Origin of the sequence: Vreelandella venusta (assembly GCF_007989605.1) — a bacterium.
GTDB classification, from domain to species: Bacteria; Pseudomonadota; Gammaproteobacteria; order Pseudomonadales; family Halomonadaceae; genus Vreelandella; species Vreelandella venusta.
In genome coordinates, this window is record NZ_BJUL01000005.1 from 163,739 (window position 1) to 190,094 (window position 26,356).

Sequence of the window (26,356 nt, forward strand, 5' to 3'; positions counted from 1 at the left end):
GATGATAAAGTAAGTGCTAAACGCACGAGACCAATGATCAGGATATCGTCATGGCTGATGAGCAGCAGATGAATGTCGCAGTGCTGGGGGGCGGAAGTTTTGGTACCGCTCTGGCGAGTATTGCAGCAGATAATGGCGCAAAGGTGCGCCAGTGGATGCGCGATGAAGCTTTGGTGACGCAAATAAATCATGAGCATCGCAATGGGCGCTATCTGCCACATTATGTAATTAATCCCGCCGTCATCGCGTCTACGGATCTTCAATCGGTGCTAGAAGACGCTGAGTTAGTGCTGATTGCTATCCCTTCCAAAGCGTTTCGCAGTGTTGTTCAGGCTGCCAAACCCTGGTTAGCCCCGGAGCAAATTCTGGTCAGCACCACCAAAGGTATTGAGCAGGATAGTTTTTTGCTAATGAGCCAAGTGCTTGAGCAGGAAACTGGCTTTCCTCACGTTGGCGTTATAGCAGGGCCTAATTTAGCGTCCGAAATCGCTGATAAGCAGTTGACCGCCACTGTCATTGCCAGTAGCGATGCGCTGACCAGAACGCGGGTACAGCAAGCGTTGGGCTGTCGCTATTTTCGCGTATATGCCAGTAATGATCGCCATGGGGTTGAACTCGGCGGGGCGCTTAAAAATATCTACGCCATTGCCGCAGGTATGGCGGCAGCGCTGGGAATGGGGGAGAACACTCGCAGCATGCTGATGACGCGGGCGCTAGCAGAAATGAGCCGCTTTGCAGTTGCACAGGGTGCCAACCCGATGACGTTTTTAGGCTTGGCTGGTGTCGGTGATTTAATCGTTACCTGCTCTTCAAATCTATCCCGCAACTATCGGGTTGGCTACGCCATGGGGGAAGGGCGAGGTCTTGATGAGGCGGTATCGGCATTGGGTCAAGTCGCTGAAGGGGTAAATACCGTCAAGCTTGTCTGTGCTAAAGCGCGTGAAATGGGTGTTTATATGCCGCTGGCTGAGGGGCTGAATCGCGTGCTGTTTGAAGGTGTTCCGGCTCAGGAGATGGCGCGTACTCTGATGATGGGCGAGCAAAGCAGTGATGTGGAATTTATTCTGCCACGTGAGGCTGTTCAGCAAGCCCACCGTGAAAATGGAGGCAGAAATGGCTAGTGTGCTCGTTATGCGCCATGGTGAAGCTGCGCCGGGGTTTCCCGATCAGGCTCGCCGGCTAACACATCGCGGTGAGCTTGAAGCCGAAAAAATGGCCCGCTGGCTGGCCGTGCGTATTGAGCAGGGTGAACTATCTTGCCCCAGGATTTATGCCAGCCCTTTTGTACGGGCTCAGCAAACAGCTCAGCGGATCTGTGATGCTTTGGGTGTGCCACTGACCACATTGGCGTTTATTACCCCGGAAGATTCACCTAGTGACGTCAGTGAATGGCTGCTAAATCAAGCTGCGGATGCCCCGATTATGCTTGTCAGCCATATGCCGCTGGTGGGTGAGTTGGCGGGCCTGTTAGTCGAAGGAGTGCCGAGCCAGGGGATTGGCTTTCCTACCGCTGCCATTGCAGAGCTGGAGGCTGACGTGTGGGCCGCTGGTTGCGGGCAGCTAAAATGCTTTACCCAGCCAAGTCAGTTGTTATAACGCTTATAGACACAAAAAAGCGGCTGCCGAGGCAGCCGCTATGACCTTGATGTCACTCGTCGGTCGACGTTATAGCAATGCGTCCAGCTTCTCTTTTAACAAGCCATTAACTTGCTGCGGATTCGCCGTGCCGCGAGATGCCTTCATGACTTGGCCAACGAAGTAACCAATCATCTTGCCGCGTTTCTCTGGCTCAGAATCACGATATTGGGCAACCTGTGCCGGGCTGTCTGCGATCACTTGGTCAATCATCGCCTCGATCGCGCCAGTATCCGTTACTTGCTTCAGTCCTTTTGCGTCAATGATGGCGTCGGCGCTATCGCCTTGGCCATTCCACAGTGCTTGGAAGACTTGCTTGGCGGCTTTGCCGTTAATGGTGTCATCCAATACGCGACTAATCAGCTCGCCGAGCTGCTTTGCGGAAACAGGACTGTTTTGAATGCTGAGGTTTTCACGGTTAAGCGCACCCGAAAGTTCCCCTTGTACCCAGTTAGCGGCCTGTTTTGCATCGCCGCACACTTGCTGTACTTCTTCGAAGAACTCGGCCATTTCTCGGCTAGCCGACAGTACGTGGGCATCATAGGCCGATAAGCCTAACTCATTCTGGAAACGCACTCGCTTGTCGGCAGGAAGCTCTGGCAACTGGCTGCGAAGGTGATCAAGATAAGCTTGATCTAACACCACAGGTAGCAGGTCCGGGCAGGGGAAGTAGCGGTAGTCGTTAGCTTCCTCTTTGGTGCGCATGCTGCGGGTTTCGTCGCGCTCAGGATCAAACAGGCGGGTTTCCTGTACGACCTTGCCGCCGTCTTCGATCAGCTCAATCTGGCGCTCGACCTCATAGGCAATGGCGCGCTCAACAAAGCGGAACGAGTTAACGTTTTTGATTTCCGCGCGGGTGCCGAAGGCTTCTTGGCCTTTAGGGCGCACTGAAACGTTAACATCGCAGCGCATTGAGCCTTCCGCCATATTGCCGTCGGAAATGCCCAAATAGGTCACAATAGAGTGAATCGCTTTGAGATACGCGGCAGCCTCTTTTGCGCTGCGCATATCCGGCTCAGAGACGATTTCCAGTAGCGGTGTGCCCGCTCGGTTCAGGTCGATGCCCGTCATGCCGTGGAAGTCTTCGTGCAGTGACTTGCCAGCGTCTTCTTCGAGATGGGCATGATGAATACGAATACGCTTGGTGGATTCGTCATCTAAGGTGATTTCGACATCACCTGCGCCGACGATCGGATGATACATCTGGCTGGTTTGATAGCCCTTGGGCAAATCTGGATAGAAGTAGTTTTTACGGTCGAACACCGATACTTCAGGAATGTCGGCATGTACCGCCAGCCCAAATTGAACGGCCATAGCCACGGCCTGTTCGTTCAGCACGGGCAGAACACCGGGTAAGCCAAGGTCAACAGCACAGGCTTGAGTGTTCGGTTCTGCGCCAAAAGCGGTGGAGGCGCCGGAGAAAATTTTCGAGCGAGTCGCGAGCTGAACGTGTACTTCCAGCCCAATCACGGTTTCCCATTCCATTAGGCGTTCTCCTCGGCAAAAGCAGGGCGTTGTAAGTGCCAATCAGTGGCTTGCTGGAACTGGTGAGCCACGTTTAGCAGCTGTGCTTCTGCAAAGTGGGTCCCCAGGATCTGTAGACCGACCGGGCGGCCATTAGAAAAACCTGCAGGAACACTGATGCCAGGAATGCCGGCTAGGTTAACGGCGATGGTGTAAATGTCTTGTAGATACATGGACACCGGATCTTTCTTGGCGCCAAGATCAAACGCGGGCGTTGGCGATGCTGGCCCCATCAGTACGTCTACGTCTTCAAAGGCGTCCAGGAAGTCCTGTCGAATCAAACGACGCACTTTCTGTGCTTTGGTGTAGTAGGCGTCAAAAAAGCCTTCAGAAAGCGTGTGGGTGCCAATCAGGATGCGCCGTTTTACTTCATCACCGAAACCTTCCGCACGAGACCGCGTGTAGAGATCAATAAGGTCGGCCGGTGCATCGCAGCGGTGTCCGAAACGCACGCCATCATAGCGGGAGAGATTCGAGGACGCCTCGGCGGGGGCGATAACGTAATAAGCCGGAATCGCATAGTGGGTATGCGGCAGGCTCACTTCGCGTACGGTCGCTCCTAATGATTCATATACCTTCACTGCCTCGCGAACCGCTTTTTCGACGTCAGCGTCTAAACCATCGCCAAAGTACTCCTTTGGCAGGCCGATTTTGAGGCCAGAAAGTGGTGCATTAAGCGTTTCTGTGTAGTCGGGAACGCCGCGGGCAACGCTGGTGGAATCACGTGCATCATGGCCAGCAATGACATTGAGCAGATGCGCGCAGTCTTCCGCGCTTTTCGCCATAGGGCCTGCTTGGTCGAGGCTAGACGCATAGGCAATAATGCCATAGCGAGAAACGCGGCCGTACGTAGGCTTCAAGCCGGTGATGCCGCAAAATGCTGCTGGTTGGCGAATAGAGCCGCCGGTATCTGTGCCCATTGCTGCAGGGACAAGGCCGGCCGCGACTGCGGCGGCACTGCCACCTGAGCTGCCACCAGGCACTGCACTAAGGTCCCAGGGGTTTTTAACTGCGCCAAAATAGCTATTTTCGTTGGAAGAGCCCATTGCGAACTCGTCCATGTTGGTTTTACCTAAGCTAATGGTGCCGGCAGCGTTGAGCTTCTCTACCACAGTGGCATTGTATGGCGCGATAAAATTATCGAGCATTTTTGAGCCGCAGCTGGTCTTCACCCCTTGAGTACAAAAGATATCTTTCAGTGCGAAGGGGATGCCTGTTAGCTTGCCAGCCTTGCCTGTAGCACGCGCATTGTCGGCAGCTTCTGCCTGATTAAGTGCTTGCTCGGCGGTGACGGTAATAAAGCTATTGAGCGTGCCATCAGCCTGCTCGATACGCTGTAAAAAGTGTGAAGTCAGCTCTCGGCTAGAAAGCTCACCGCTTTTCAGGGCGGCGGCGAGCTGCGTTACGGTTTTATCATGCATGACCCGGAAGCTCCGTTCGGGGGCGAATAGAAAGAGCAGAAAATAGCGGCCTGTGCCTGGTAATCTGGTTACTCGACGACGCGGGGTACGAGATATAGACCATTTTCTACTGCCGGAGCACAGCGCTGGAAAGCGTCGCGCTGGTTAGTTTCCGTGACTTCGTCGGCTCGCAGCCGTTGTGTAGCATCCAGCGGGTGCGCAAGCGGCGCAACGCCATCGGTGTCCAGGCTCTGTAGCTGGTCGACCATGTCCAGAATGCGGCTTAGATCGTCGACAAAACCACTGGCTTGGTCATCGCTAACGGCGAGTCGGGCCAAGTGTGCGGCCCGGCGCACATGAGATTCTTCAAGCGCCATGATCGAATTTTCCTCGCAAACGTGATGGAACATATTCCGCGTTCAGCGGTATACATACGGTCATCTTAAATTCGTCTTATGTAGCAGACGTAGAAAATAGCCGCAAAAGGTACCACATATTGGCCCCAACGGGCAGTATTAGGCGCGACTCGTGCTTGCTGCCAAGGGGTAGCGGTGATACCGTTTGCATCCGCACAGGGTTCCCGGTCTGCACTAGGTAACAACATCCATGTTCAAACGTTTGAGGGGGCTGTTTTCCAGCGATCTGTCGATCGACTTGGGTACGGCCAACACACTGATTTATGTACGCGGTCGTGGCATCGTGCTCGATGAACCGTCCGTAGTCGCTATCCGCCAGTCTGGCAACATGCGCAGCGTGGCATCGGTTGGCACCGATGCCAAACGTATGCTCGGTCGCACGCCAGGCAATATTACCGCCATCCGCCCCATGAAAGATGGTGTTATTGCTGACTTCACCGTGACAGAGCAGATGCTTCAGCACTTTATTCGTAAAGTGCATCAAAGCACTTTCTTAACACCCAGTCCTCGCGTTTTGGTGTGCGTTCCCTGCATGTCTACGCAGGTTGAACGGCGCGCGATTCGCGAGTCGGCGGAAGGTGCTGGTGCTCGCGAAGTGTTTTTAATCGAAGAGCCGATGGCCGCCGCAATTGGTGCCGGGCTTCCGGTTGAAGAAGCGCAGGGCTCTATGGTGGTTGATATCGGTGGTGGTACTACCGAGATCGCCATTATTTCGCTCAATGGCGTGGTTTATTCAGAATCTATTCGTGTCGGTGGTGACCGCTTTGACGAGGCCATCACTGCGTATGTGCGTCGTCACTACGGCAGCCTGATTGGTGAAGCCACCGCCGAGCGCATTAAAGAAGAGATCGGTTGTGCCTATCCGGGCGGCGAACTGCGTGAAATTGATGTGCGTGGACGCAACCTAGCGGAAGGCATACCGCGCAGCTTTACACTGAATTCCCACGAGATTCTCGAAGCCCTTCAAGAGACCTTGGGGTCTATTGTGGCAGCGGTTAAGAGTGCCCTTGAGCAATCACCACCGGAACTGGCTTCTGATATCGCGGAGCGTGGCTTGGTGCTGACAGGTGGCGGCGCACTGTTGCGTGATCTCGATAAATTGATCGCCGAAGAGACCGGCTTGCCAGTGATTGTGGCTGAAGATCCGCTCACTTGTGTAGCCCGCGGTGGCGGCAAAGCATTGGAAATGATTGATCAGCATACCTTCGAGTTGCTGTCGAGCGACTGATCGTAGCGGTTTATCGCGGGGGATTGCCTATTAAACCGCTATTTTCGCACGCGTCATTGCCAGGGTATCGGCTATTCTTCTGTGTGCTATTGGCAAGCATTTTAATGTTTGCCGATCAGCGATTTACCCGCATGGAAGATGTGCGCGCCCAAATGACGATGATTGTTGCCCCAATTCAGTGGGTCGTTAGCGTGCCTAGCGATCTGCTTAACTGGGGGGCACTGGCGCTTTCTGACCAGCAAGCGCTTGTTGACGAAAATCGTCGCCTGCGTGAGCAAATTTTGACGCTTTCACATCGTGGTCAGCGGTTGGCTAATCTGACCGCGGAGAATGCCGAGTTACGTAATTTACTAAAAGCAGCTCAACGTAGAGATATTCCTTACATAACCGCTGAGCTACTGTCGTTAGATAATGATCCGTTTAGTCATCAGATGGTGGTTGACCGGGGGCATAGAAATGGCGCCTATGTTGGTCAGCCGGTGATTGATGCGTTTGGCTTGGTGGGGCAGGTGACCGCTGTGTCGGCGTACTCAAGCCGCGTTCTGTTGCTAGCGGATGCGAGCCATGCACTACCCGTTCAGGTGAATCGCAATGGCTTGCGATTCATTGTGCAGGGAGCTGGTCGTTACGGCAGCGTGAAAGTGTTGCACGTGCCCGATACAGCCGACATTCGCGAAGGTGATTTGCTGACCACGTCGGGGTTGGCAGGACGCTTCCCGCCAGGCCATCCCGTTGCCAGGGTCACCGACGTTTACCACGACCCGGGTCAGCCTTTCGCTCAAGTGACCGCAGAGCCGTCTGCTCAGTTGCAGCGTTCACGTCACTTCCTATTGTTGTTCCCGCCGCCCCGTGAAGAGATAGAGGATACTATTTGGGGAGAGGGTATGGATATTTCAGCCGCTGCACTGCACGCTGCTCAGCGTATTGGTTTGCAGCAGGATGCTGCACGAGAGGTGCAGTAATGGCTAAGACACCCGCCGTGTCGCTTATCTTTGTATGGTTTACGCTTATCCTGGCATTGTGCTTACAAGTGATGCCTTTAGCTGAAGGGTGGCAAGTATACCGTCCTGAGTGGATAGGACTAATGCTGATTTATTGGTGCATGAGAACGCCGGATAGAGTGGGTGTTTTTCATGGCTTTGTGATCGGCATTCTGCTGGATTTGATCGAAGGTACCGCGCTAGGTCAACATGCTTTGATATTGTCGCTGTTGGCCTTTTTATGTGCTTTGGTTTACCCCCGCTTTCGCGCTTACTCTTTAGTGCAGCAGTCTGTTCTCGTGCTGGTCTTATTAGGCTTGGTGCAGCTAGTCGAGCAATGGTTGCGCACACTGACGGGGGATTTTTCAATCCATTTGTCTTTCTTGATTCCATCATTGATCAGTGCTGTTCTGTGGCCCTGGTGGTCTACCATGCTTAAAGCGCTCGAACAGCGTTTAGCTAGCGTGTGATGATTTATTCGCCCACGCGGTTGAACGTTTAATAAGCTACTGGAGTTGCTGTGATGGATAGTTCACGTTCTGCATCGTCACCTGTGTTATGCCTTGCCTCGGCATCGCCCCGACGTAAAGCGCTGTTAGCATCAATAGGTGTGACGGTTGAGGTCATGCCAAGTGACGTGGATGAAACGCCGCTCAAGGGGGAGTCCGCGCAAGCTTATGTGGAGCGCTTGGCGAGTGCGAAAGCACAAGCGGCTGTTTCAAGAACAGCCCTTCCTGTGCTGGGTTCGGATACAGCCGTGGTGATTGATGGTCAGATATTGGGCAAGCCAATTGATGAGCATGATGCAGCCGTTATGCTTAAGAAGCTGTCGGGGCGTTGTCATAAGGTATTAACAGCGGTCGCGGTGGCTGGTCCCAAGGGTGTACTCTCTTGTTGTGTAACTACGCTCGTCAAGATGCGGGTAATAAGTCAGCAGGAAATAGCTGACTATTGGCAGACCGGTGAGCCAGTAGATAAAGCCGGAGGATATGCCATCCAAGGTTTAGCCGCTGTGTTTGTTGAAGAAATTAAGGGCAGCCATTCAGCCGTCGTGGGGCTGCCACTCTATGAAACAACACGCTTGTTGTGCCAGCAAGGGGTGCCAATCTGGTCGGGCTGCTATCAGCAGAGCTAACCACCATTTCGCCGCCTGCTGTGTTGGCAAGGATACTGTGACTCAATAAGGAATTTTGCATGAGCGGTGAAGTCCTCATCAATTTAACGCCAATGGAGACTCGCGTTGCGCTGGTGGAAAATGGTGTCTTACAAGAGGCGCTCATTGAACGCTCACGTAGGCGCGGCATTGTAGGTAATATCTACAAAGGCAAAGTAGTGCGTGTACTGCCTGGTATGCAGGCTGCTTTTGTTGATATTGGCCTTGAGCGCGCGGCGTTTATTCATGCCCATGAGGTAATGCCATCGGGTACGCCTAATGATGAGCAGCAGACTATTGGTCAGTTGCTACATGAGGGGCAGGCGCTTGTCGTTCAGGTTACCAAAGATCCCATTGGCACTAAGGGTGCCAGGCTCACTACCCATCTCTCGATTCCGTCACGCTATCTTGTCTATATGCCTGATTCCCCCCATCACGGAGTGTCTCAGCGCATTGAAGATGAGCGAGAGCGGGAGCGTTTGAAAGCGCTGCTAGATAAGGGCATTGATGAGCAGACCATTGAGGTAACCGGTGGCTTCATCGTGCGCACAGCGGCAGAGGGGGTCGGTGATGAAGAGCTGGCGAGTGACATGTACTTTCTGCTGCGCATCTGGCGCAAAGTAAGTGAGCGCAAAATAACGGCGGCATCGCCTAGTGTGATCTACGATGACCTGCCGTTGTTTATGCGTACATTGCGGGATGTAATGCGCGATGATATTGAAAAAGTGCGCATCGATTCTCGCGAGAACTTTGTCAAACTGGTTGAGTTCGCAGAAGAGTTTATGCCCGATGCGGTAGACCGTATTGAGTATTATCCAGGCGAGCGACCCATCTTTGATTTGTATAGCGTTGAAGATGAAATTCAGAAAGCTCTGGGTCGTAAGGTTCAGTTGAAGTCTGGTGGTTACCTGGTTATCGACCCGACGGAAGCGATGACCACGATTGATGTTAATACCGGTGGTTATGTCGGTCATCGTAATCTTGAAGAGACGATTTTTAAAACCAACCTGGAAGCGGCAACTGCGATTGCCCGTCAGCTCAGGCTTCGCAATCTTGGCGGTATCATTATTATCGACTTTATCGATATGGTGGATGTCGAACATCAACGCCAGGTGTTGCGTGTGCTTGAAAAAGCGCTAGAGCGTGATCATGCGAAGACGAAATGCACCGGGGTGACTGAGCTGGGCTTAGTTCAGCTGACCCGTAAGCGCACGCGGGAAAGCCTGGAGCAAACGCTGTGCGAGGCTTGCCCAACTTGCAGTGGGCGCGGGACGTTGAAAACGCCTGAAACTGTTTGTTATGAGATTTTTCGCGAGATATTACGCGAAGAACGTGCCTACAGTGCAGAAACGTATATGGTGCTTGCTTCTCAACCGGTGGTTGACAGACTGTTAGACGAAGAGTCGGCGGCGGTGGCTGACTTGGAAACGTTTATTAATAAAACTATTCGTTTTCAAGTAGAGCAACACTACTCACAAGAACAGTACGACATCGTACTAATGTAATGGCAGCGTTACGTTCATTCTCTCGGTGGTGCCTAGTAGTAATCGCTTCGTTACTAGGAGGCCTTGCTGTTGCTCTATTGCTGGCACGTTTATTAATTAGCCAATCCAGTCTGCTGACACCGAAAATAGAAGCGTTATTAGAGGCCCGTGTCGGGGTGCCCGTTACTATCGAGCACCTATCGCTATCTTTGGCGCGTAACGATCTTGTTTTGCGATTGGAAGGCGTACATTCAGCGACGTCTGATGGGCAGCAATTAGTATCCCTTGAAAGTGCACTTTTACGGCTCGATGGCTGGGCGACATTGAGAAATATTGCGCCTGTGTTTAATGATGCGCGTATTACGGGCTTTGAGTTTCATCTCTATCAGCAGGAAAATGCTGCTTGGGGCTGGCCGGCGCCAGCAGAGCTACCGATTGCTATGTCTGAGGAGCCCACTGTTGACTTAGAGGCGCTGGATGCCTGGGCGGGGCTTATTCTTCGCCAGCGCTTGTGGGTAGATAATACTCGTTTGGTGCTGCATGGAAACCAGCAAGCCGTCACCTTGCACGCGCCTACCTTGCTGCTCAATGGCGACGAACGACGGACACGTTTGGAAGGTGCTATTACGATCTTAGAAGCGCAGAGCGAGAATTCGCAAGGCGCTGGGTCTCAAGAAGTCGAGGTTCAAGAAGCACAGGCACAAGAAACGCTGCCGGCTATCGCGATGAACGTGGAGATGCAGCCTGGGGCACAGGGCTTCCGTGATTTTTCAGCGGCACTTCAATTGGACATGCAGTTGGATCATCTCGTGGCACTAGCCGCTGTTTTACGTTCCGATCATATGCCTTTCCTAGAGCAAGCGGGAGGCGAGGTTACGTTATGGGGACGCTGGCATGCAGGGCGTTTAGATGAGGCTCGCTTGGCTGTTGATGTGCCACAGTTGACTCTGCGCCACGATATTCAATATGCCGTACTGCAGAATATTCAGGCCAATGGCCTTTGGCAGCGAGACGGCGAGGGCGGCGAAGCTTGGCTTAGTGGTGACGCTAAAAACGTTGAGTGGGCACGACCTGAAGGGGGAAGTGGTGGCCCAGCCCTACCGCGGCACTGGTACTTATCCCATCAGCCTGATCGATGGGAAGTCCGCACCAGCGAATTTGAACTGGCTTCTTTGGCGGCTTGGCGCGACTATATTTTGTTGCCTGAATCGCTGACTCGCGTGTTAAAAACGCTATCCCCCCGTGGTCAGGTTCAAGGTTTGCGGTTAGGTCAGCGTGAGGGGCATTGGGGGGTTGATGCGGCGTTAACCAATGTGGCGGTGCTGCCTTGGGAGCAAGCGCCAGGAGGTGGCCCCTTAGATGCCTGGGTACAGGCAAGAGATTTTCGCGGCAGGGTAACGTTTAACAGTGCCGGAAGCAGCTCGCTTAATTTTCCTGAATTGTTTGAATCCCCTATGCAGTTGAGTCATGCCGAGGGTGTGGTGGAGTGGGTGTATGATGGCCCAAGCACCATGATCAGTGGTAGGGATCTGCGCTTGGATTGGGACGGTGCCGAAGTGAGTGGAGGCTTTGGACTGATTGCGAGCGAGCACGGCGGACAATTTGGGCTTGATATAGCTTTTGCGAATGTTGATGCGCTTAATTACCCGCTCTCCCAGTGGCTGCCTGTTAAGGCACTTGAACCTGAGCTTCGTGAGTGGTTATTAACTGACGTAGGTGGTTATGTTCCCAGTGGCTTGCTCAAGCTTAGCTTTCCCCTGACCGATGACGAGGCGGAGTCAGAAAGTCAGTTTGCAGAGCAAATTTCCTCCACGTTGGCTCTGACTGTTACACAAGGGCGACTACCTATCGCGCCTGAGTGGCCTGTACTTGAGGAAATAGAGGGCAGGCTGGTTTGGAAGGACCAGGTGTTGGAGGCAGCTATTCAGCATGCTGAAAGCCAGGGCATTGAGGTCTCTGATGGGGTGCTAAAGATGGCCGATGAGACGCTTAATTTGTCGGGAAGTGTTCGCAGCGATAGTGATTCACTGCTGACGTTTCTCCAGACGATGCCCGAGCTTGATTTGCCCATACTTAACGATATTCGTGCAGAAGGCCGAGTTGAGGGTGACGTCGCTTTATCGTTGCCACTGAACGCGCCGGACTCATTGGCGCTGGAGATTAATGCTCGACCCAATGTCACAACGCTTGCTTTTCAACCCGTCGCTATTCCGCTAGAAGATATTCAGGGGGAGGTGACGTGGCAGCAGCACGGCGAGAAAAGCGCGTTGCTTGGCAACGTTTCGGGTCTATGGTCGGGTAATTCCATAGAAGCGGATATCAATGTTCCGGACGACGGTATTGCCTTGGGTGGAGATATTGATATTGCCACCTTATTTCAACTGGCCAATATTCCCGCTGAACAAGCTCGCCAGCTGTTTGAAGGGCGTGCTCAGTGGCGTGGGCAGGTCAATCTACAGCCATCACCGTCGCTGGTCCTTGAAAGCCGCTTGCTTGGCATTACAAGCAAGTTGCCAGCGCCATTTAGTAAGTCCGCTGAACAGCCATGGCCATGGCGGTTCAGCGCCGACTTCGACAGTGGTCGCTTAAGCTCACAGTTGGCTGACATCGTTAATGCTCGCGTGCAGCTTGGTAACGATGAACCGGCTGGGGCGATTACGCTAGGCAGCGCTGCTGCACCGAACGGTTGGCCGACGCAGCCAGGTTGGAGTGTTGTCGCGCAGCTTGATGAGTTGCCTCTCGATGACTGGCAAGAGGCGTTGTCACCGTTGATGCAGGCGTCGTCTTCGCCGAATGGCGATAGTAAGGGTACGCCAATATCAGTCATGCTGAGTACGCCTTGCGTATATTTCCGTGATGCGTGTTTTGGTCGCTTAGAAGCGACAGGTAATCTTGAAGGAAAGCGCTTGGCTATGCAGTTAAGCGGTGATCTTGTGTCAGGGCGAGTGAATTATCAGCCTGATAGCGAGCTGCCGCTGGATATTGCAATCTCGTCGCTGGAAGTCGACCGGCTATTTGATATGCCTGCTGCAGCGCATGATAGCAGTGCGCCAACACCAGGCTCTTGGATGGATGCTGTTGAAACTCAGCACACCACACCAATTGCTATGCCGGAATGGCTTAACCAACTGCCGGATGGCAGGCTCAGACTAGCCGATATTGGCGTTGGTGAAGGGCGTTTCGGACCGTTAACCGCTTATTGGCAAAGCCAGGATCAACGTTTTACTCTTTCCCCGGTTGGCCTGACATTAGGTCAGCTCTCTGCCCGCGGAGAGTTGGTGTGGGAGGGCGACGCTAACAATAGCCATACTCGCGCTGATATTTCGATACAAGGTGGTGATGTAGGTACTGCGTTAGAGCATCTCGGTCAACCAATCGCTATGCGTAGCCGTTCCACGGATGTTGGCGCCGCTCTGACGTGGCCAGGCGCTCCTTGGCAATTAGAGTTAAGTCGGGCAGATGGGAATATTCGAGCCGATGTACGGGATGGACGCTTTGTGACGCTGGAATCTACACCGGCTCGCTTGGTTGGTCTGCTGAATTTTGACAACATACTGCGTCGTTTGCGTTTCGATTTTTCGGACGTGACGGGACAAGGAACCGCGTTTGACCGGGTGCATGGCACGGCAGATGTCGCCACGGGGCAATTACAGCTACGCGGGCCGCTTACCATTGAAGCGCCATCTACCACGCTAACGTTAACGGGAAGCGTCAATCTTATACAACGTGAACTTGATCAGCGGTTAGGCGTCACACTACCTATTAGTCAGAGCTTGCCTATCGCAGCTATTGCAGTAGGTGCTCCGATCGTTGGTGGCGCTCTTTTTATAGCGGACCAGCTTTTTGGTAGCGCGTTAGATCAAGCAACCACTATTCACTATCGCGTGCGAGGTCCGTGGACGTCGCCGCAGATCACTCTAGAAGGCCCTTAATGACCGCACATAAGAGCGATGTAAATACCGCTGTTTCGATTTTGTTAACACCAAGTGGCCTGGATTTGGATGCCTTGGATACAGGGCTGTCTTACGCCATGGGAGCGGGCATCGATTATGCCGATCTCTACTTCCAACGTACTTGGCAAGAGGGCTGGGTGCTGGAAGATGGTGAGGTAAAAGAAGCCAGCTATAACATTGATGGCGGTGTTGGTGTGCGCTCCTTGGCGGGTGAAAAGACAGGCTTTGCCTACTCCAATCAAATTACCGCAGATGCGCTAATGGATACTGGGCGTACCGCCGCGGGCATTGTGCGAAGCGGTAAACAGCTGCCTGGGCAGCCGGTAGTGGCTGTCAGCGCTGCCGGTCGTTATGCAGGACTTGATCCGTTGGCGGGGCTTACAGCTGACGAAAAAGTGGCGATGTTGAAAGAAGCAGACCGCATCGCGCGCGCAGCTGACCCCTGTATTAGCCAAGTGAGTGCCTCATTGTCAGGCACTTATGAAGTGGTGTTAGTACGTGCCAGTGATGGCACCTTGGCGGCAGATATCCGCCCATTAGTGCGTTTTAACGTGAGTGTTATCGCAGCTAAAAACGGTCGGCGAGAGCGAGGTAGTGCTGGCGGGGGCGGTCGTTACTCTATGTCCCGGCTGCGAGATGAAAACGTAGCGGAACGCTATGCGAAAGAGGCTGTTCGCCAAGCCCTGGTTAACCTCGAAGCAGTCGATGCACCTGCTGGTCAAATGCCTGTTGTTCTCGGCGCAGGCTGGCCAGGTATTCTGCTTCATGAGGCGGTAGGCCACGGGCTAGAAGGCGATTTTAATCGTAAGGGCAGCTCAGCGTTTGCAGGGCAGATGGGCAAGCGTGTCGCAGCGAAAGGCGTGACGGTTGTCGACGATGCTACCGTTGCTGACTGCCGTGGTTCGTTAAGCGTGGACGATGAAGGCACGCCCGGGCAATACACACCGCTGATTGAAGACGGTATTTTAACGGGCTATATGCAAGACAAACTTAACGCCCGGTTAATGAACATGGCGCCAACGGGTAATGCGCGACGTGAATCTTTTGCCCATTTGCCGATGCCGCGTATGACCAATACGGTCATGCTGGCAGGCCAAGATGAACCCGCCGACATTATCAAAAGTGTTAAGCGCGGTATCTATGCGGTCAGTTTTGGTGGTGGTCAGGTCGATATTACATCAGGCAAGTTCGTGTTTTCAGCCAGCGAAGCCTACCTCATTGAAGATGGCAAAATTACCGCGCCTGTTAAAGGGGCAACCTTGATTGGCAGCGGCCCTGAGGCAATGGGGCGTGTTTCAATGATTGGCCATGATATGGAGATGGACACCGGTATCGGAGTGTGCGGCAAAGAGGAGCAGGGAGTGCCGGTAGGCGTTGGTCAGCCCACCCTTAAGCTGGATGAGCTGACTGTTGGCGGTACCCAGTCGTCGTAACTTGGCTTGGTCTTTATGACTCAGTCATTGAGGCATGCAAGGGTTAGAGTGCCAGCGTATCGCGTAAGTGTTTGAACAGCTTACGCGAGCTGGTTGGTGGTTTACTTTGCTCACGCTCTTTGCGTGCATTGCGTACCAGTTGTCGTATTGCCTGACGATCAGCGTTAGGGTATTCCGCCATAAATAGATCAACAGCACTGTCACCTTCTTCGATTAACCGATCGCGCCATTTTTCTAGTCGGTGAAAGGCATGATCGCGCTGCTCTTTTTCTTGCTCGATAGCGTCGAAGACACCCTGTATGGCAGTAAGGTCTTCTTTGCGAATAAGCTTGCCCACATATTGCATATGGCGACGGCGGCCTTCATGGGAGCGGATGCGCGAGGTTTCTTCTATGGCGCGTAACATGTCGTCAGAGAGCGGAAATTTTGCGCGTTCTGCAGGTTTCATGGCGATAAGCGTTTCGCCAAGCGCCTGGAGAGCATGCATTTCCCGCTTGAGCTGCGATTTGCTGGGGCGCTCTTCTTGTTCATCAATATCGAAGGGCTCGGGACGTTGCTTAGGCATACTAGAACTCACTAATTAGTTTCGTTTGCAGCATTATATCAGGCTGCGACCACAACATTGATCCGCCAATGCGATTCAGGCGAAAAGGAGGCCAAAATGGCACAAGCATTTGATGCAGCGGCCCAGCAGGTGCTGTTAACACAGCGTGCTGAAGAGGCGCTTGCGCTGGCAAAAAAATTAGGCGCAGATGCTGCCGAGGTCGGCGCTAGTGTAGATCAAGGCCTTGGGATAAGCGTGCGTCTTGGTGAAGTTGAAACCGTCGAGCTTTCACGTGATCAAGGGATTGCCGTTACGCTATATGTTGGGCAGCGCAAGGGCAGTGCCTCGTCTACCGATGCCAGCAGTGCGTCAATTAAAGCCACGGTAGAGAAAGCCCTGGCAATTGCCCGTTATACGGGTGAGGATCCTGCCGCAGGGTTGGCAGATGCATCGCTAATGGCAACTGACCTACCTGACCTTAAAGTACATTATCCATGGGCGTTGACGACTGACGAAGCAATCGAATTGGCGCTGGCATGTGAGCAAGCGGGGCGTGACGTAGCGGGTATTCATCAGTCGGAAGGTGCTTCGCTATCCAGTGGTGAGGGAGTGCGAGTTTATGCTAACAGCCACGGTTTCCTCGGCACCCAGAAAGGCAGCAGCCATTCGCTTTCCTGCATGCTGATTGCACAGGATGAGAAGGGTATGCAACGCGATTACGATTATACTTCGGCTCGTAATCCCGCCATGCTTCGTGATCCTGCGGAGGTTGGCCGCGAAGCGGCGTCACGCACGCTACGTCGGTTAGGCGCTCAGCGGCCGCCAACAGGCTCCTTCCCGGTGCTGTTTGACCCGTCGCTTTCCAGCGGCCTGGTAGGTCATTTAATGGGAGCGTTGGCAGGTGGGGCGCTTTATCGCGAATCCTCTTTCTTATGTGATCGTTTAGGTAGCCCGCTATTCCCGAGCTGGTTTGGCTTGGAAGAACGGCCTATGGAGATTGGAGCCACGGCTAGCTCGCCGTTTGATGCTGAAGGCGTTCAGACTCGTAATAATCGCTTTATTGATCAGGGTAGTGTCGCCAGCTATATGCTGTCTGCTTACAGTGCGCGGCGCTTGGGCATGCAATCGACAGGGAATGCCGGTGGGGCGCGCAATTTACGTCTGTTGGCGCCGCTGACGCCGCGAGATGATTTGCTGAAGCAGATGGGGCGTGGCATTTGGGTGACTGAACTAATGGGGCAGGGGGTTAACGGCGTGACGGGTGACTATTCACGAGGCGCTGCAGGCTTCTGGGTAGACAATGGCGAAATACAGCATCCCATCGAGGAGTTCACTATTGCCAGTAATTTGAATAGCATGTTTGCTGGCTTAGTTGCAGTCGGTGATGATACCGATACCCGTGGCAGTATTCACACGGGTAGTTGGCTAATTGATGCAATGACCGTCGCTGGTAACTAACAACTTGGCTAACGGCTCAGCTAACACGTTGGCTGACGCTGTTTTACTGATGTTAGTACTCTTCACTAATGTTAGTGCTCTTCGTCAAAACGCGCGTCGAACAGAGCTTCAATCGCCTCTAGTGCTTGTTCGGCGTCGTCGCCTTCCGCTTGGATTCTAAGTTCAGTGCCACAAGGAGCGGCCAGCATTAACAACGACATAATGTTGGCCGCATCTGCCATTTGCTGTTGCTTGTAAACGTGAATCTTGGCCGAAAACTGTTGGCCACACTTGACGAGTTTTGTCGCTGCGCGAGCATGAAGGCCGCGCTGATTAGTGAGTGTTAAGATTCTTTCTGGCACTCTGGTTCCTTTTTGCCGAGTGGGGTCGTGAAGAAAAAGGCGTTGCTTATTGCGCGTTTGTTGAAGGCGGGGATGTGGAAGGCTGCTGTTCACTGAGCGTGTACTGCAGGCCTAGCTCACGATGACGGAGTTGAACCTCTCCCGCTTGTTTCACCAGCATTTGCGCTAGTTGTTCCACCATAAAGACAGAGCGGTGCTGCCCACCGGTACAGCCAATAGCAATCGTCATATAGCTGCGTTGGCTATTTTGGTAAGCGGGTAGCCACTTTTCCAACCATGTCTGGATATCATTGCGCATTTCTTCAACGACGGGATATCCCTTCAGAAAGTGGATGATATTGGCGTCACGGCCAGTGTATTGGCGCAGTGTAGGATCCCAGTACGGGTTTGGTAAGCAGCGCACGTCAAAGACGAGATCAGCGTCAAGTGGGACGCCACGCTTATAGCCAAATGACTCTAGTGTCAGCGTTAATCTATCTTCACGCTGTTGAGCAACCTGATCCGTTATCCGGCGACGCAGGTCATGAACCGACAGACGTGATGTGTCGATCATCAGGTCAGCAAGATCACGGATGTCTAGCAGGGTTTCTTCTTCTTTATTGATGGCCTCTTCGAGCGTCATGTCACTGTCACGCGTCAGGGGGTGGCGACGACGCGTAGCTGAATAGCGCTCAAGCAGAATTCGGGCATCGGTGGTTAGATAGATAACCTGAAAGTGAATGCTTTTCTGACGCAAAGATTCGAGCATTTTTGGCAGCTGCTTTAGTGCAGCAGGCAAATTGCGCGCATCAATGCTTACCGCTAGTTGGGGACGTGCCCCTTGCTCACGAAGCTCATCCACCAGAGAGCTGAGTAGCATGGCCGGCAGGTTATCGATGGCGCAATAGCCAAGATCTTCTAACGCTTGTAAGGCGATAGATTTACCGGACCCTGAACGGCCGCTAATGATCACCAGTTGCATAGAGTGTCTCTTGGCATGCCAATAAAAATGAAGGTAAATGTTGAACTTGTAGGCAGTGTCTAACGGTGGACCGTTTAGCTAACAGGTTGTTCACGAATTTTTGCTGTTATAAGGTCCAATAGCTCACGTTGGCTAGCCGCTCTACGAAGCTGCTGGCGTGTGTCAACGCTGTTCATAATGGACGCCACTTGCCCTAATAAGGCTAAGTGCGTGTCGTCCGCTTCTTCGGGTACTAAAAGTACGAAAACAAGGTCGACGGGGTCGCCATCAATAGCATCGAAGTCTACGGGCTCAGCTAGCTTTAAGAAACCAGCTATAGGTGAGCTACAGTGAGGGCTGCGGGCGTGAGGAATAGCAACGCCGTTGCCTATTCCAGTGCTGCCCAAGCGCTCACGACCTATCAGGCGGCTGAAGACTTCTTGGCTATCTAGGCTTGGCGTATTTTGCGCAATAAAGGTGCTGAAAAATTCCAGCACCCTTTTTTTGCTACCCCCGGGGACGTCATACAGCACGCGCTCCGGGGGAAGAATGGTTTCCAACGTCATTGAGTTAACGCACGCCGGCGCCTTGGGCGCGAGCTTGTGCTTTTTCCTTGTGTTTAACGAGTTGACGGTCAATTTTGTCCGCTAGTGCATCAATTGCAGCGTACATATCATTGTCTAATGCTTCTGCGTGTAGATCGGCTCCGGCAGCATGCAGGGTGCAGGCAGCCTGTTGACGCTCCTTCTCAACAGATAAGGTTACTTGTACGGTGGTGATGTTGTCATAATGGCGCTCAACGCGTTCCAGCTTCTCATTTACATAGTCACGCAAGGCGTCAGTCAGATCTACGTGATGACCAGTGATATTTACTTGCATTGACGTGCTCCTTATCCATCGGACTGTTCTTCGATTGTAACCCTTTTTGCGCTATTGCAAAGCCCCTAGACGGACTTTGTCTCGTTAGCACTGTTTTATTAGCGTAAACGGCGGCGCTCGCTTGAAGAGGGAATACCCATTGATTCACGATATTTGGCCACCGTTCGCCTTGCTACTTGAATGCCACCCTCTTCCAATAGCGCCACGAGGCGGCTGTCTGAGAGGGGTTTTCCGGGCGGCTCATCTTGTACCAGCTTTTTGATTCGCGCTCGGATGGCAGTGCTGGAGTGATTGTCGCCGCCATCCTGGCCACTTACTTGGCTTGAGAAGAAGTATTTGAGCTCGAACACGCCACGCGGAGTATGAATATATTTCTGGGTGGTGACCCTGGAAATAGTAGATTCATGCATTTCCACGGCATCTGCGATATCGGCTAAGATCAGCGGTTTCATGGCTTCTTCACCGTGTTCCAGAAAGCCTATCTGGCGAGCGATGATTTCTCGACCCACCCGCAGCAGCGTATCATTTCGGCTTGAAAGGCTCTTGATGAGCCAGCGAGCTTCCTGAAGATGCTCTTTTAAAAATTGGTTATCTTGGCTCTTGTCAGCCCGTTTGATGAGGCTTGCGTAGTCAGGTTGAATGCGCAAGCGCGGCAGCGCCTCTGGGTTTAGCTCCAGGTGCCATCCTTCGTGGTCATGGCGGACGACTAAATCTGGCGTTACGTAGCTGTCATCTGTGTCGCCAAAGGCACTCCCAGGGCGGGGATCAAGGCTGCGGATCAAGCGAATGACATCATCAAGCTGCTCATCATCCAGACTTAACCGTCGCTTTAGCAGGCGCGCATCATCTTTACCGAGCGCTTCAAGAAATTGACGCACTAGCCGCTTGGCAGGCATCAACAGCGGTGTATCTTCGGGGAGTGAGGCGAGCTGCAGCATTAAGCATTCTCGCAGGTCGCGAGCAAATACACCGGTGGGTTCAAACTGTTGAAGGCGCAGCAGGGTTGTTTCAACTTCACGCTGGCTAAGGCCTTCATGCCCCTGGGCTTTAAGTCCTTCGCGAATGTCATTGAGCGGCTGTGTGAGGTAGCCGTTGGCATCCAGGGCATCGATGAGGCTTTCAGCAATGGCATGATCGCGTGGTGAAAAATCTGTCATGGCGAGTTGCCAAAGTAAGTGGCCATGTAAACTTTGACCAGCGGCTTGACGCTCAAAGTCTGGCCCCTCGCTACTGGCACCATGGCTACCCAAGTCTTGATAAGTGTCTGACCAGTCACTGTCAGTAGAGAGCTCGTTAGGAATGCTTTCGGACCACTCAGCTTCCTGGGGCTCGCTAACGGCCTGCTCGCCGAACTCGTCTTCCTGCTCAAGCATGGGGTTGGCATCAAGCGCTTGCTGAATTTCTTGACGGAGGTCCAGCGTTGATAGCTGTAACAGGGCGATGGCCTGCTGCAGCTGAGGTGTCATGGTCAGCTGTGTACCGATACGCAATTGAAGAGAAGCTTTCATGACCATCTGAGAACCACTCGTTAATCAGAAAGCTCCACCCTAGTGCGAGTTATGGCTTGGTGCAAGTGCAATAAGTATGCCACCCATACTATTTTTTCTGCAGGTGGCTGTTTACAGGCGGAAATCAGCCCCCAAATAAACGTCTCTTACCCGTTGGTTGTTGAGAATTTCCTGAGGGGGGCCGCTGGCGATGATATGGCCGTCACCTACAATGTAGGCAATATCGCAAATATCTAGTGTTTCTCTGACGTTATGGTCGGTGATCAGTACGCCGATATGGCGTTTTTTGAGTGCTCGAATGATCGTTTTAATATCGCCTACTGAGATCGGATCAACGCCGGCAAACGGCTCATCAAGCAGAATAAAGGCAGGCTCTGTCGCGAGTGAGCGTGCAATTTCAACACGTCTACGCTCCCCGCCTGAAAGACTCATGCCGAAGTTGTCACGAATGTGAGTGATGTGAAAATCTTCCAGTAGCGACTCAAGGCGCTGCTCCCGAGCGCTGCGATCGAGTTCTTTGCGAGTCTCCAGAATTGCCATTATGTTGTCGGCGACGGTCAGTTTGCGAAAAATAGAGGCTTCCTGGGGCAAGTACCCAATACCTGCCAGTGCACGTTCGTGCATAGGGGCATGGGTTAAATCAAGCCCGTCGATGCCTACCTTTCCAGCATCAGACTTTACCAAACCGACAATCATATAGAATGATGTCGTTTTGCCCGCGCCATTGGGGCCTAGCAGTCCTACCACGCTGCCTTGAGATATCTCTAGGTTAATATCCTTAACGACACGGCGGCGTTTATAGCTTTTGGCTAAGTGGTGGGCATAAAGTGTTTTTATCGGCGCTGTTTCTGATGCTGATTCTAAAGTTGTGTGAGGTGCAGACTCTGCATGTTTTGTCGCCACTGGTCACTCCTATTGTTCCGGCTGAAGAGTCATGCGGATACGTTGTGGTTCACTGCCGCTAACATCAGAACGCGCCTGAACTACACCTTGGTCGATAAAATACTCTAAGCGCCCACCTTCGAAGCGGTCAGCTTGCTGGGTCAGCTCCGCTTGGTCGATTAGCTCTACCCGACGCTCGGCAACATGATAAATGATGCGCTTTGCCCAGCCTTCCATTGGACTAGCTTGGTCTTCGAGCTGGTTGCGTATATAGGCTCGTCCACCGGTTGCAACGGCGCGCGATAGCTCGCCAGCATCGTTGCGCTGAATCTCAACGCGATCTCCGCGTAGCTGCATATTGCCCTGACGAATATCGACGTTGCCCGAATACACTGCAGTGCCTGCGCGTTGATCTAGATCTAAACGATCAGCCTCTACTTCTACAGGGGCTTGGCTTTGTGCCATGACCGGTAGCGCTGCCGCAGAAATAGGTAGTGTAATGACGAAGAGTGCCGTGCGAATAAGAGCGTTCATCGCGACTCCTACTGAGAACGAGTGGCAGGCGGGTGAACGCCGCGCACGTTATTGGTTAAGCGGATCTGGCTATCATCCAGCCATACATCCATACGTGAAGCGCTAATGCGTTGAGGCGGCTGCTGAAGTATGGTTTCGGCATCGCTCCAAGCATGGCGGGTGATGCCATTGTAATGTAATAACTCTGTATTCAACTGCCAGCCCTCATCAGGTGCAAGTAATTGGGCTGAGCCAGCTAGCGTGAGTGCTTGCGTGTCAGTATTTAGAGTGCCGCTCTGGGCCGTCGCTAGCCATTGACGCTCCTCTCTATCGAACAGTGTCGCCCTGGGAGAGGTAACCTCTGTCATCGCTGTTTGAGGGGTATGGACTAAGCGTGGCGTCGCCAGCGACTGTTGGATGGCACCGGTGTCACCAAACAGAGTGATTTCTGCATTTTCCAGTACATGGCCGGGCTCTTGAGCGCGAGCCTCAGGATCGATTAATTGGTCTTGAGGGCCGCGCGGGTCTAGCCACGCCAGCACACCACCTAGGGCAAATACCATGGTGGTTATCCAAACGCGTTTTTTAGCCCAAAAGCGCATTACGATTGGCCGTGTAGGTACGTATCTAAAACAGCATCCCAATGGCCTTGAGACATCAATAAGGTGTCGCAGATTTCACGTACGGCACCGTGGCCACCAAGCCGGTCGGTGATCCAGTCGGCATGGGTATGCATGTAATCAGGAGCATTAGGCACGGTAATGCCTACGCCAGAGCGTTTAATAGGAGCAAGGTCTGGTAGATCGTCACCACAATAAGCAACCTGCTCAAGCGTGATATCTAGGCGTTGGCAAAGCGCGCGTAACGTAGTGAGTTTATCTTCACATCCTTGATAAACATGGGTAATGCCCAGCGACGCAGCGCGTTGACTAACCATCGGAGAGTCACGCCCAGTAATTAAGGCAACATGGATTCCGACGCGCTTCAAAAGTTTGAGGCCGTGGCCATCTTGAGTATGGAATGCTTTGATTTCGATACCGTCGGCTTGGAAATAGAGGCGGCCATCGGTAAGTACGCCGTCAACGTCAATGGCAAGCAATTTTACACGGCGAATGCGGTCTTGTAGAGCGTCAGGTAAGGCCATGAAGCCTCCGTATTATTAATGTTGAAAAAGAGCGATTAAATGACACCGCTGGCAAGTAAGTCATGCATATGCAGGGCGCCAATGGGGCGCTGTTGATCATCCACGACCGCCAGTGCGGTGATTCGACTGTCTTCCATGATGCGTACCGCTTCAGCCGCTAACACCTCGGGGCCGATACGTTTTCCAGGGCGTGTCATAACATCATCAACGAGGACGTCACGTAGGTCATGAAACTGATCCAGCGTTCGGCGTAAGTCACCGTCGGTATAAACGCCAGCAAGGCGTCCTTCGCTATCGACGACGCAGGTAAAGCCCAATCCTTGGCGAGTGATTTCCAACAGGGCGTCCCGTAGCGGGCTACCTAATGCTACTTGGGGGAGGCGCGAGCCGTTGTGCATTAAATCCTTGACACGCAAAAGCAGGCGTTTGCCGAGGCTTCCACCCGGGTGTGAAAGGGCAAAATCTTCCGCGGTGAAGCCGCGCGCTTCTAATAATGCCACGGCTAAGGCATCACCCAAGGCGAGAGCCGCTGTGGTTGAGCTAGTCGGCGCTAAGTCGAGAGGGCAGGCTTCGCGCTCAACACCGCTGTTAAGGTGAGCATCGGCGTGCTTAGCTAATGTGGATCCTGGGCGCCCCGTCATGCTGACAAGCGGGGTTCCTAAGCGTTTCAATAGCGGAAGCAGGGCGGTGACCTCTGCGGTTTCGCCAGAGTTCGAGAGGGCCAGCACAACATCTGCGCGGGTGATCATGCCGAGATCGCCATGGCTGGCTTCACCGGGGTGTACAAAAAAAGCAGGTGTGCCGGTGCTTGCCAATGTTGCAGCCAGCTTGCCCGCAATATGCCCGGACTTACCCATGCCGGTCACTACTACGCGGCCCTGGCAGGCAAGGATAAGTTCACAGGCGTGGTCAAAGCTCTCATCAAGCTTTGCCTGAAGCCCACCGATAGCGGCCTGCTCAATTTGCAGTGTGCGCAGCGCACTTTCACGCAGTGGGCTAGGTGTCGATAGTGGCTGGCGCATGAGGACATCTCTTTTCATAAGCGGTCAAAAGTAGGTCGCTAAGAATAACATCTTGGCGCGGTTTGTAGGTAAGGCGCGTACCCTACTCCTTACTGCAGTAGCAGTGAGCGTATCTGTTACTGTGAGTAGCGTTCAGTTACGATGTTCGATAATATTTCGAAAACAGTGTTTTTTAAACTGCCTGTGCTTTTAAACTAGCCGTTTTTTTGAATTATTTGTTTTTAACTAACTCATGCGTAGCCAGCATACATTAATGCTGTTGCGGCAAGACGACCATCAAGGCCAGCCAGCCCATGACCGATGCTCCCTTCATCGAAATTGAAGATTTGTACTTCTCGCGGGGTGATCATGATATTTTTCGTGGAATCAATATGACGATTTCGCGTGGCCAAGTAACGGCCATCATGGGGCCAAGCGGTACCGGCAAGACGACACTTTTAAAGCTCATTGGTGGGCAATTAACGCCTGACCGAGGGCGAGTGCTAATCGACGGTCAAGATGTCCATCGCTTGTCGCGCAAGGCCCTGTTTACGTTGCGTAAGCGCATGGGTATGTTGTTTCAGAGCGGTGCCCTGTTTTCGGATCTTGATGTATTTGAAAACGTAGCGTTTCCGCTTCGGGTGCACACTGACTTGCCTGATCCGATGATACGCGATCTAGTACTTCTTAAGCTGCAGGCAGTGGGTTTGCGCGGGGCTAGGCACTTGTCGCCTGCTGAGCTTTCGGGGGGGATGGCAAGGCGTGTGGCGCTGGCTCGGGCGGTAGCGCTTGACCCAGAGTTAATCCTTTATGATGAGCCTTTTGTCGGACAAGACCCCATTTCTATGGGGGTGCTTGTACAGCTAATTAAACGGCTGAATCAGGCGCTGTCGCTTACGTCAGTGATCGTTTCGCACGATATCAAAGAGACTCTCAGCATTGCGGATTATCTATACCTTATTTCCGATGGGCAGGTAGTCGCCTCTGGCACGCCAAGCACCTTAGATACAAACCAAGATCCCCGGGTGAGCCAGTTTATCCATGGTGAGCCAGACGGGCCGGTGCCGTTTCACTATCCCGCTGAGACACTTTATCGCGATATTCTAGGCCAAGCCTCTGCAGGGAAGGTGCGTTAAATGCAATCAAACATTAAACATGCTATTTCGCATGTTGCTCGGCTGGGGCAAAAAGGCTGTGATGCCATAGAGTCGCTAGGGCGTGCAGGTGTTTTTCTTGCCCAGTCAGCAGTAGGGCTGCCTTCTCGGGAAGGGTGGTCGCTGTGGCTACGCCAAGTACACTTTGTCGGTGTGCTGTCTCTGGCTATTGTGCTGGTGTCAGGGCTGTTTATAGGCATGGTGCTTGCGCTGCAGGGGTTCACCATTTTGGTTGATTTTGGGGCAGAGCAGGCGCTCGGCCAGATGGTTGCTCTTTCACTTCTCCGAGAGCTGGCGCCGGTGGTCGCTGCGTTATTGTTTGCCGGGCGCGCGGGCTCTGCGTTAACGGCGGAAATTGGCCTTATGAAGGCGACTGAGCAGTTAACAAGTATGGAAATGATTGGCGTTGATCCACTGCGTCGGGTTGTGGCTCCACGGCTGTGGGCAGGTTTTATTGCGCTTCCCATTCTGACCGTTGGCTTTAGCGTGGTGGGGATTTGGGGGGGCTATCTGGTTGGTGTGGAATGGCTGGGAGTATTTGAAGGTTCTTACTGGAGCAATATGCAGGCTAGCGTTTCGTTTATTGATGATATTGGTAATGGAATCATCAAGAGCCTTGTGTTTGCAGTGGTCGTTACCTGGATTGCGGTGTTCCAAGGGTATGACTTGGTGCCTACCTCTGAAGGTATTTCACGTGCGACAACACGCACGGTGGTGTATTCATCGCTTGCTGTTTTGGGGCTGGATTTTGTATTGACCGCCGTGATGTTTGGCGGCCTTTAATGG

General features: G+C 53.0%; 26 protein-coding genes. 12 read left to right on the forward strand and 14 right to left on the reverse strand.

What is annotated here, in order from left to right; genetic code table 11:
- Positions 1-50: 50 nt before the first annotated feature.
- The gene (locus HVE01_RS07465; RefSeq protein WP_146943303.1) at positions 51-1,121 is read left to right on the forward strand and encodes an NAD(P)H-dependent glycerol-3-phosphate dehydrogenase; all 1,071 of its coding nucleotides are present in this window, start codon (positions 51-53) and stop codon (positions 1,119-1,121) included.
- Positions 1,114-1,596 (forward strand): phosphohistidine phosphatase SixA, encoded by a 483-nt coding sequence (sixA, locus tag HVE01_RS07470; protein WP_146943305.1) that lies wholly within the window; start codon positions 1,114-1,116, stop codon positions 1,594-1,596. Before HVE01_RS07465 ends, sixA begins: the two co-directional genes overlap by 8 nt.
- 69 nt (positions 1,597-1,665) lie before the next feature.
- Here sixA and gatB read toward each other — a convergent pair whose 3' ends face one another.
- The 3 genes from gatB to gatC form a co-directional block, all read right to left on the reverse strand.
- Entirely contained in the window at positions 1,666-3,120 is a 1,455-nt protein-coding gene (gene gatB / locus HVE01_RS07475; protein ID WP_146943309.1) for an Asp-tRNA(Asn)/Glu-tRNA(Gln) amidotransferase subunit GatB, read from the reverse strand.
- Positions 3,120-4,580, reverse strand: a complete 1,461-nt coding sequence (gatA, locus tag HVE01_RS07480) for an Asp-tRNA(Asn)/Glu-tRNA(Gln) amidotransferase subunit GatA (RefSeq protein ID WP_146943311.1) — start codon at positions 4,578-4,580, stop codon at positions 3,120-3,122. Before gatA ends, gatB begins: the two co-directional genes overlap by 1 nt.
- Positions 4,581-4,648: 68 nt before the next feature.
- Positions 4,649-4,936, reverse strand: a complete 288-nt coding sequence (gatC, locus tag HVE01_RS07485; RefSeq protein ID WP_083005849.1) for an Asp-tRNA(Asn)/Glu-tRNA(Gln) amidotransferase subunit GatC — start codon at positions 4,934-4,936, stop codon at positions 4,649-4,651.
- 229 nt (positions 4,937-5,165) lie between these two features.
- Between gatC and HVE01_RS07490 the strand changes: the two genes are divergently transcribed.
- From HVE01_RS07490 to tldD, 7 genes are read left to right on the forward strand one after another with little or no spacing between them, the layout of a single operon-like run.
- Positions 5,166-6,203, forward strand: a complete 1,038-nt coding sequence (locus HVE01_RS07490; protein ID WP_009721960.1) for a rod shape-determining protein — start codon at positions 5,166-5,168, stop codon at positions 6,201-6,203.
- A gap of 23 nt (positions 6,204-6,226) precedes the next feature.
- On the forward strand, positions 6,227-7,165 hold the full coding sequence (gene mreC, locus HVE01_RS07495) for a rod shape-determining protein MreC (RefSeq protein ID WP_125749195.1): 939 nt from the start codon (positions 6,227-6,229) through the stop codon (positions 7,163-7,165).
- On the forward strand, positions 7,165-7,653 hold the full coding sequence (gene mreD / locus HVE01_RS07500; RefSeq protein WP_125749192.1) for a rod shape-determining protein MreD: 489 nt from the start codon (positions 7,165-7,167) through the stop codon (positions 7,651-7,653). The genes mreC and mreD overlap by 1 nt, the downstream gene beginning before the upstream one ends.
- Before the next feature lie 53 nt (positions 7,654-7,706).
- Complete coding sequence (locus tag HVE01_RS07505) at positions 7,707-8,318, forward strand: Maf family protein (protein WP_146943313.1); 612 nt, start codon at positions 7,707-7,709, stop codon at positions 8,316-8,318.
- Positions 8,319-8,377: 59 nt separating this feature from the next.
- Positions 8,378-9,841 carry a ribonuclease G gene (gene rng, locus HVE01_RS07510; protein WP_125749186.1) on the forward strand — a complete coding sequence of 488 codons (1,464 nt, stop codon included), beginning with the start codon at positions 8,378-8,380 and terminating at the stop codon, positions 9,839-9,841.
- Positions 9,841-13,752: a YhdP family phospholipid transporter gene (locus HVE01_RS07515; RefSeq protein ID WP_146943315.1), complete on the forward strand. Its 3,912-nt coding sequence runs from the start codon at positions 9,841-9,843 to the stop codon at positions 13,750-13,752. The genes rng and HVE01_RS07515 overlap by 1 nt, the downstream gene beginning before the upstream one ends.
- Positions 13,752-15,206, forward strand: a complete 1,455-nt coding sequence (gene tldD / locus HVE01_RS07520; protein ID WP_146943317.1) for a metalloprotease TldD — start codon at positions 13,752-13,754, stop codon at positions 15,204-15,206. Before HVE01_RS07515 ends, tldD begins: the two co-directional genes overlap by 1 nt.
- Positions 15,207-15,249: 43 nt before the next feature.
- Here the strand turns inward: tldD and yjgA are convergent, their stop codons facing one another.
- Positions 15,250-15,771 (reverse strand): ribosome biogenesis factor YjgA, encoded by a 522-nt coding sequence (gene yjgA / locus HVE01_RS07525; RefSeq protein ID WP_146943319.1) that lies wholly within the window; start codon positions 15,769-15,771, stop codon positions 15,250-15,252.
- A 96-nt stretch (positions 15,772-15,867) separates the two neighbouring features.
- Here yjgA and pmbA point away from each other — a divergent pair, with 96 nt between their 5' ends.
- Complete coding sequence (pmbA, locus tag HVE01_RS07530) at positions 15,868-17,208, forward strand: metalloprotease PmbA (RefSeq protein WP_146943321.1); 1,341 nt, start codon at positions 15,868-15,870, stop codon at positions 17,206-17,208.
- A gap of 71 nt (positions 17,209-17,279) precedes the next feature.
- On the opposite strand, the gene HVE01_RS07535 is transcribed toward pmbA, so the two are convergent.
- From HVE01_RS07535 to HVE01_RS07580, 10 genes are all read right to left on the reverse strand, one after another.
- On the reverse strand, positions 17,280-17,549 hold the full coding sequence (locus HVE01_RS07535; RefSeq protein ID WP_125749171.1) for an HPr family phosphocarrier protein: 270 nt from the start codon (positions 17,547-17,549) through the stop codon (positions 17,280-17,282).
- Between the two features lie 46 nt (positions 17,550-17,595).
- Entirely contained in the window at positions 17,596-18,510 is a 915-nt protein-coding gene (gene rapZ, locus HVE01_RS07540; RefSeq protein ID WP_125749168.1) for an RNase adapter RapZ, read from the reverse strand.
- A gap of 74 nt (positions 18,511-18,584) precedes the next feature.
- The gene (gene ptsN / locus HVE01_RS07545; RefSeq protein ID WP_089037697.1) at positions 18,585-19,055 is read right to left on the reverse strand and encodes a PTS IIA-like nitrogen regulatory protein PtsN; all 471 of its coding nucleotides are present in this window, start codon (positions 19,053-19,055) and stop codon (positions 18,585-18,587) included.
- 4 nt (positions 19,056-19,059) lie between these two features.
- Positions 19,060-19,368 carry a ribosome hibernation-promoting factor, HPF/YfiA family gene (gene hpf / locus HVE01_RS07550; RefSeq protein ID WP_009721972.1) on the reverse strand — a complete coding sequence of 103 codons (309 nt, stop codon included), beginning with the start codon at positions 19,366-19,368 and terminating at the stop codon, positions 19,060-19,062.
- Positions 19,369-19,466: 98 nt separating this feature from the next.
- Positions 19,467-20,882, reverse strand: a complete 1,416-nt coding sequence (locus tag HVE01_RS07555) for an RNA polymerase factor sigma-54 (protein ID WP_125749165.1) — start codon at positions 20,880-20,882, stop codon at positions 19,467-19,469.
- Positions 20,883-20,987: 105 nt separating this feature from the next.
- A complete protein-coding gene (gene lptB / locus HVE01_RS07560; RefSeq protein ID WP_125753647.1) occupies positions 20,988-21,713 on the reverse strand; it encodes an LPS export ABC transporter ATP-binding protein in 726 nt (241 codons plus the stop codon).
- Positions 21,714-21,788: 75 nt separating this feature from the next.
- On the reverse strand, positions 21,789-22,292 hold the full coding sequence (lptA, locus tag HVE01_RS07565) for a lipopolysaccharide transport periplasmic protein LptA (protein ID WP_125749162.1): 504 nt from the start codon (positions 22,290-22,292) through the stop codon (positions 21,789-21,791).
- Between the two features lie 8 nt (positions 22,293-22,300).
- On the reverse strand, positions 22,301-22,873 hold the full coding sequence (gene lptC, locus HVE01_RS07570) for an LPS export ABC transporter periplasmic protein LptC (RefSeq protein WP_186808816.1): 573 nt from the start codon (positions 22,871-22,873) through the stop codon (positions 22,301-22,303).
- Entirely contained in the window at positions 22,873-23,415 is a 543-nt protein-coding gene (locus HVE01_RS07575; RefSeq protein ID WP_038485504.1) for a KdsC family phosphatase, read from the reverse strand. Before HVE01_RS07575 ends, lptC begins: the two co-directional genes overlap by 1 nt.
- 35 nt (positions 23,416-23,450) lie before the next feature.
- Positions 23,451-24,437: a KpsF/GutQ family sugar-phosphate isomerase gene (locus HVE01_RS07580; protein ID WP_125749159.1), complete on the reverse strand. Its 987-nt coding sequence runs from the start codon at positions 24,435-24,437 to the stop codon at positions 23,451-23,453.
- A gap of 293 nt (positions 24,438-24,730) precedes the next feature.
- On the opposite strand from HVE01_RS07580, the gene HVE01_RS07585 reads away from it, so the two are divergent.
- Both HVE01_RS07585 and mlaE read left to right on the forward strand, forming a co-directional pair.
- Positions 24,731-25,552 carry an ABC transporter ATP-binding protein gene (locus HVE01_RS07585; protein ID WP_125749154.1) on the forward strand — a complete coding sequence of 274 codons (822 nt, stop codon included), beginning with the start codon at positions 24,731-24,733 and terminating at the stop codon, positions 25,550-25,552.
- A complete protein-coding gene (gene mlaE / locus HVE01_RS07590; RefSeq protein ID WP_125749151.1) occupies positions 25,553-26,353 on the forward strand; it encodes a lipid asymmetry maintenance ABC transporter permease subunit MlaE in 801 nt (266 codons plus the stop codon). It begins immediately after the preceding gene.
- The last annotated feature ends 3 nt before the right edge of the window (positions 26,354-26,356 follow it).

Bases quoted from the DNA above. Each gene is read 5' to 3' on its own strand.
- tldD (WP_146943317.1), top strand. From the start codon at position 13,752: ATGACCGCACATAAGAGCGATGTAAATACCGCTGTTTCGATTTTGTTA.
- mreD (WP_125749192.1), top strand. From the start codon at position 7,165: ATGGCTAAGACACCCGCCGTGTCGCTTATCTTTGTATGGTTTACGCTT.
- HVE01_RS07515 (WP_146943315.1), top strand. From the start codon at position 9,841: ATGGCAGCGTTACGTTCATTCTCTCGGTGGTGCCTAGTAGTAATCGCT.
- HVE01_RS07465 (WP_146943303.1), top strand. From the start codon at position 51: ATGGCTGATGAGCAGCAGATGAATGTCGCAGTGCTGGGGGGCGGAAGT.
- lptC (WP_186808816.1), bottom strand. From the start codon at position 22,873: ATGCGCTTTTGGGCTAAAAAACGCGTTTGGATAACCACCATGGTATTT.
- HVE01_RS07580 (WP_125749159.1), bottom strand. From the start codon at position 24,437: ATGCGCCAGCCACTATCGACACCTAGCCCACTGCGTGAAAGTGCGCTG.
- hpf (WP_009721972.1), bottom strand. From the start codon at position 19,368: ATGCAAGTAAATATCACTGGTCATCACGTAGATCTGACTGACGCCTTG.
- rapZ (WP_125749168.1), bottom strand. From the start codon at position 18,510: ATGCAACTGGTGATCATTAGCGGCCGTTCAGGGTCCGGTAAATCTATC.
- ptsN (WP_089037697.1), bottom strand. From the start codon at position 19,055: ATGACGTTGGAAACCATTCTTCCCCCGGAGCGCGTGCTGTATGACGTC.
- lptA (WP_125749162.1), bottom strand. From the start codon at position 22,292: ATGAACGCTCTTATTCGCACGGCACTCTTCGTCATTACACTACCTATT.
- rng (WP_125749186.1), top strand. From the start codon at position 8,378: ATGAGCGGTGAAGTCCTCATCAATTTAACGCCAATGGAGACTCGCGTT.
- mlaE (WP_125749151.1), top strand. From the start codon at position 25,553: ATGCAATCAAACATTAAACATGCTATTTCGCATGTTGCTCGGCTGGGG.
- sixA (WP_146943305.1), top strand. From the start codon at position 1,114: ATGGCTAGTGTGCTCGTTATGCGCCATGGTGAAGCTGCGCCGGGGTTT.
- gatA (WP_146943311.1), bottom strand. From the start codon at position 4,580: ATGCATGATAAAACCGTAACGCAGCTCGCCGCCGCCCTGAAAAGCGGT.
- pmbA (WP_146943321.1), top strand. From the start codon at position 15,868: ATGGCACAAGCATTTGATGCAGCGGCCCAGCAGGTGCTGTTAACACAG.
- gatB (WP_146943309.1), bottom strand. From the start codon at position 3,120: ATGGAATGGGAAACCGTGATTGGGCTGGAAGTACACGTTCAGCTCGCG.
- HVE01_RS07555 (WP_125749165.1), bottom strand. From the start codon at position 20,882: ATGGTCATGAAAGCTTCTCTTCAATTGCGTATCGGTACACAGCTGACC.
- HVE01_RS07505 (WP_146943313.1), top strand. From the start codon at position 7,707: ATGGATAGTTCACGTTCTGCATCGTCACCTGTGTTATGCCTTGCCTCG.
- gatC (WP_083005849.1), bottom strand. From the start codon at position 4,936: ATGGCGCTTGAAGAATCTCATGTGCGCCGGGCCGCACACTTGGCCCGA.
- yjgA (WP_146943319.1), bottom strand. From the start codon at position 15,771: ATGCCTAAGCAACGTCCCGAGCCCTTCGATATTGATGAACAAGAAGAG.
- HVE01_RS07490 (WP_009721960.1), top strand. From the start codon at position 5,166: ATGTTCAAACGTTTGAGGGGGCTGTTTTCCAGCGATCTGTCGATCGAC.
- HVE01_RS07585 (WP_125749154.1), top strand. From the start codon at position 24,731: ATGACCGATGCTCCCTTCATCGAAATTGAAGATTTGTACTTCTCGCGG.
- HVE01_RS07575 (WP_038485504.1), bottom strand. From the start codon at position 23,415: ATGGCCTTACCTGACGCTCTACAAGACCGCATTCGCCGTGTAAAATTG.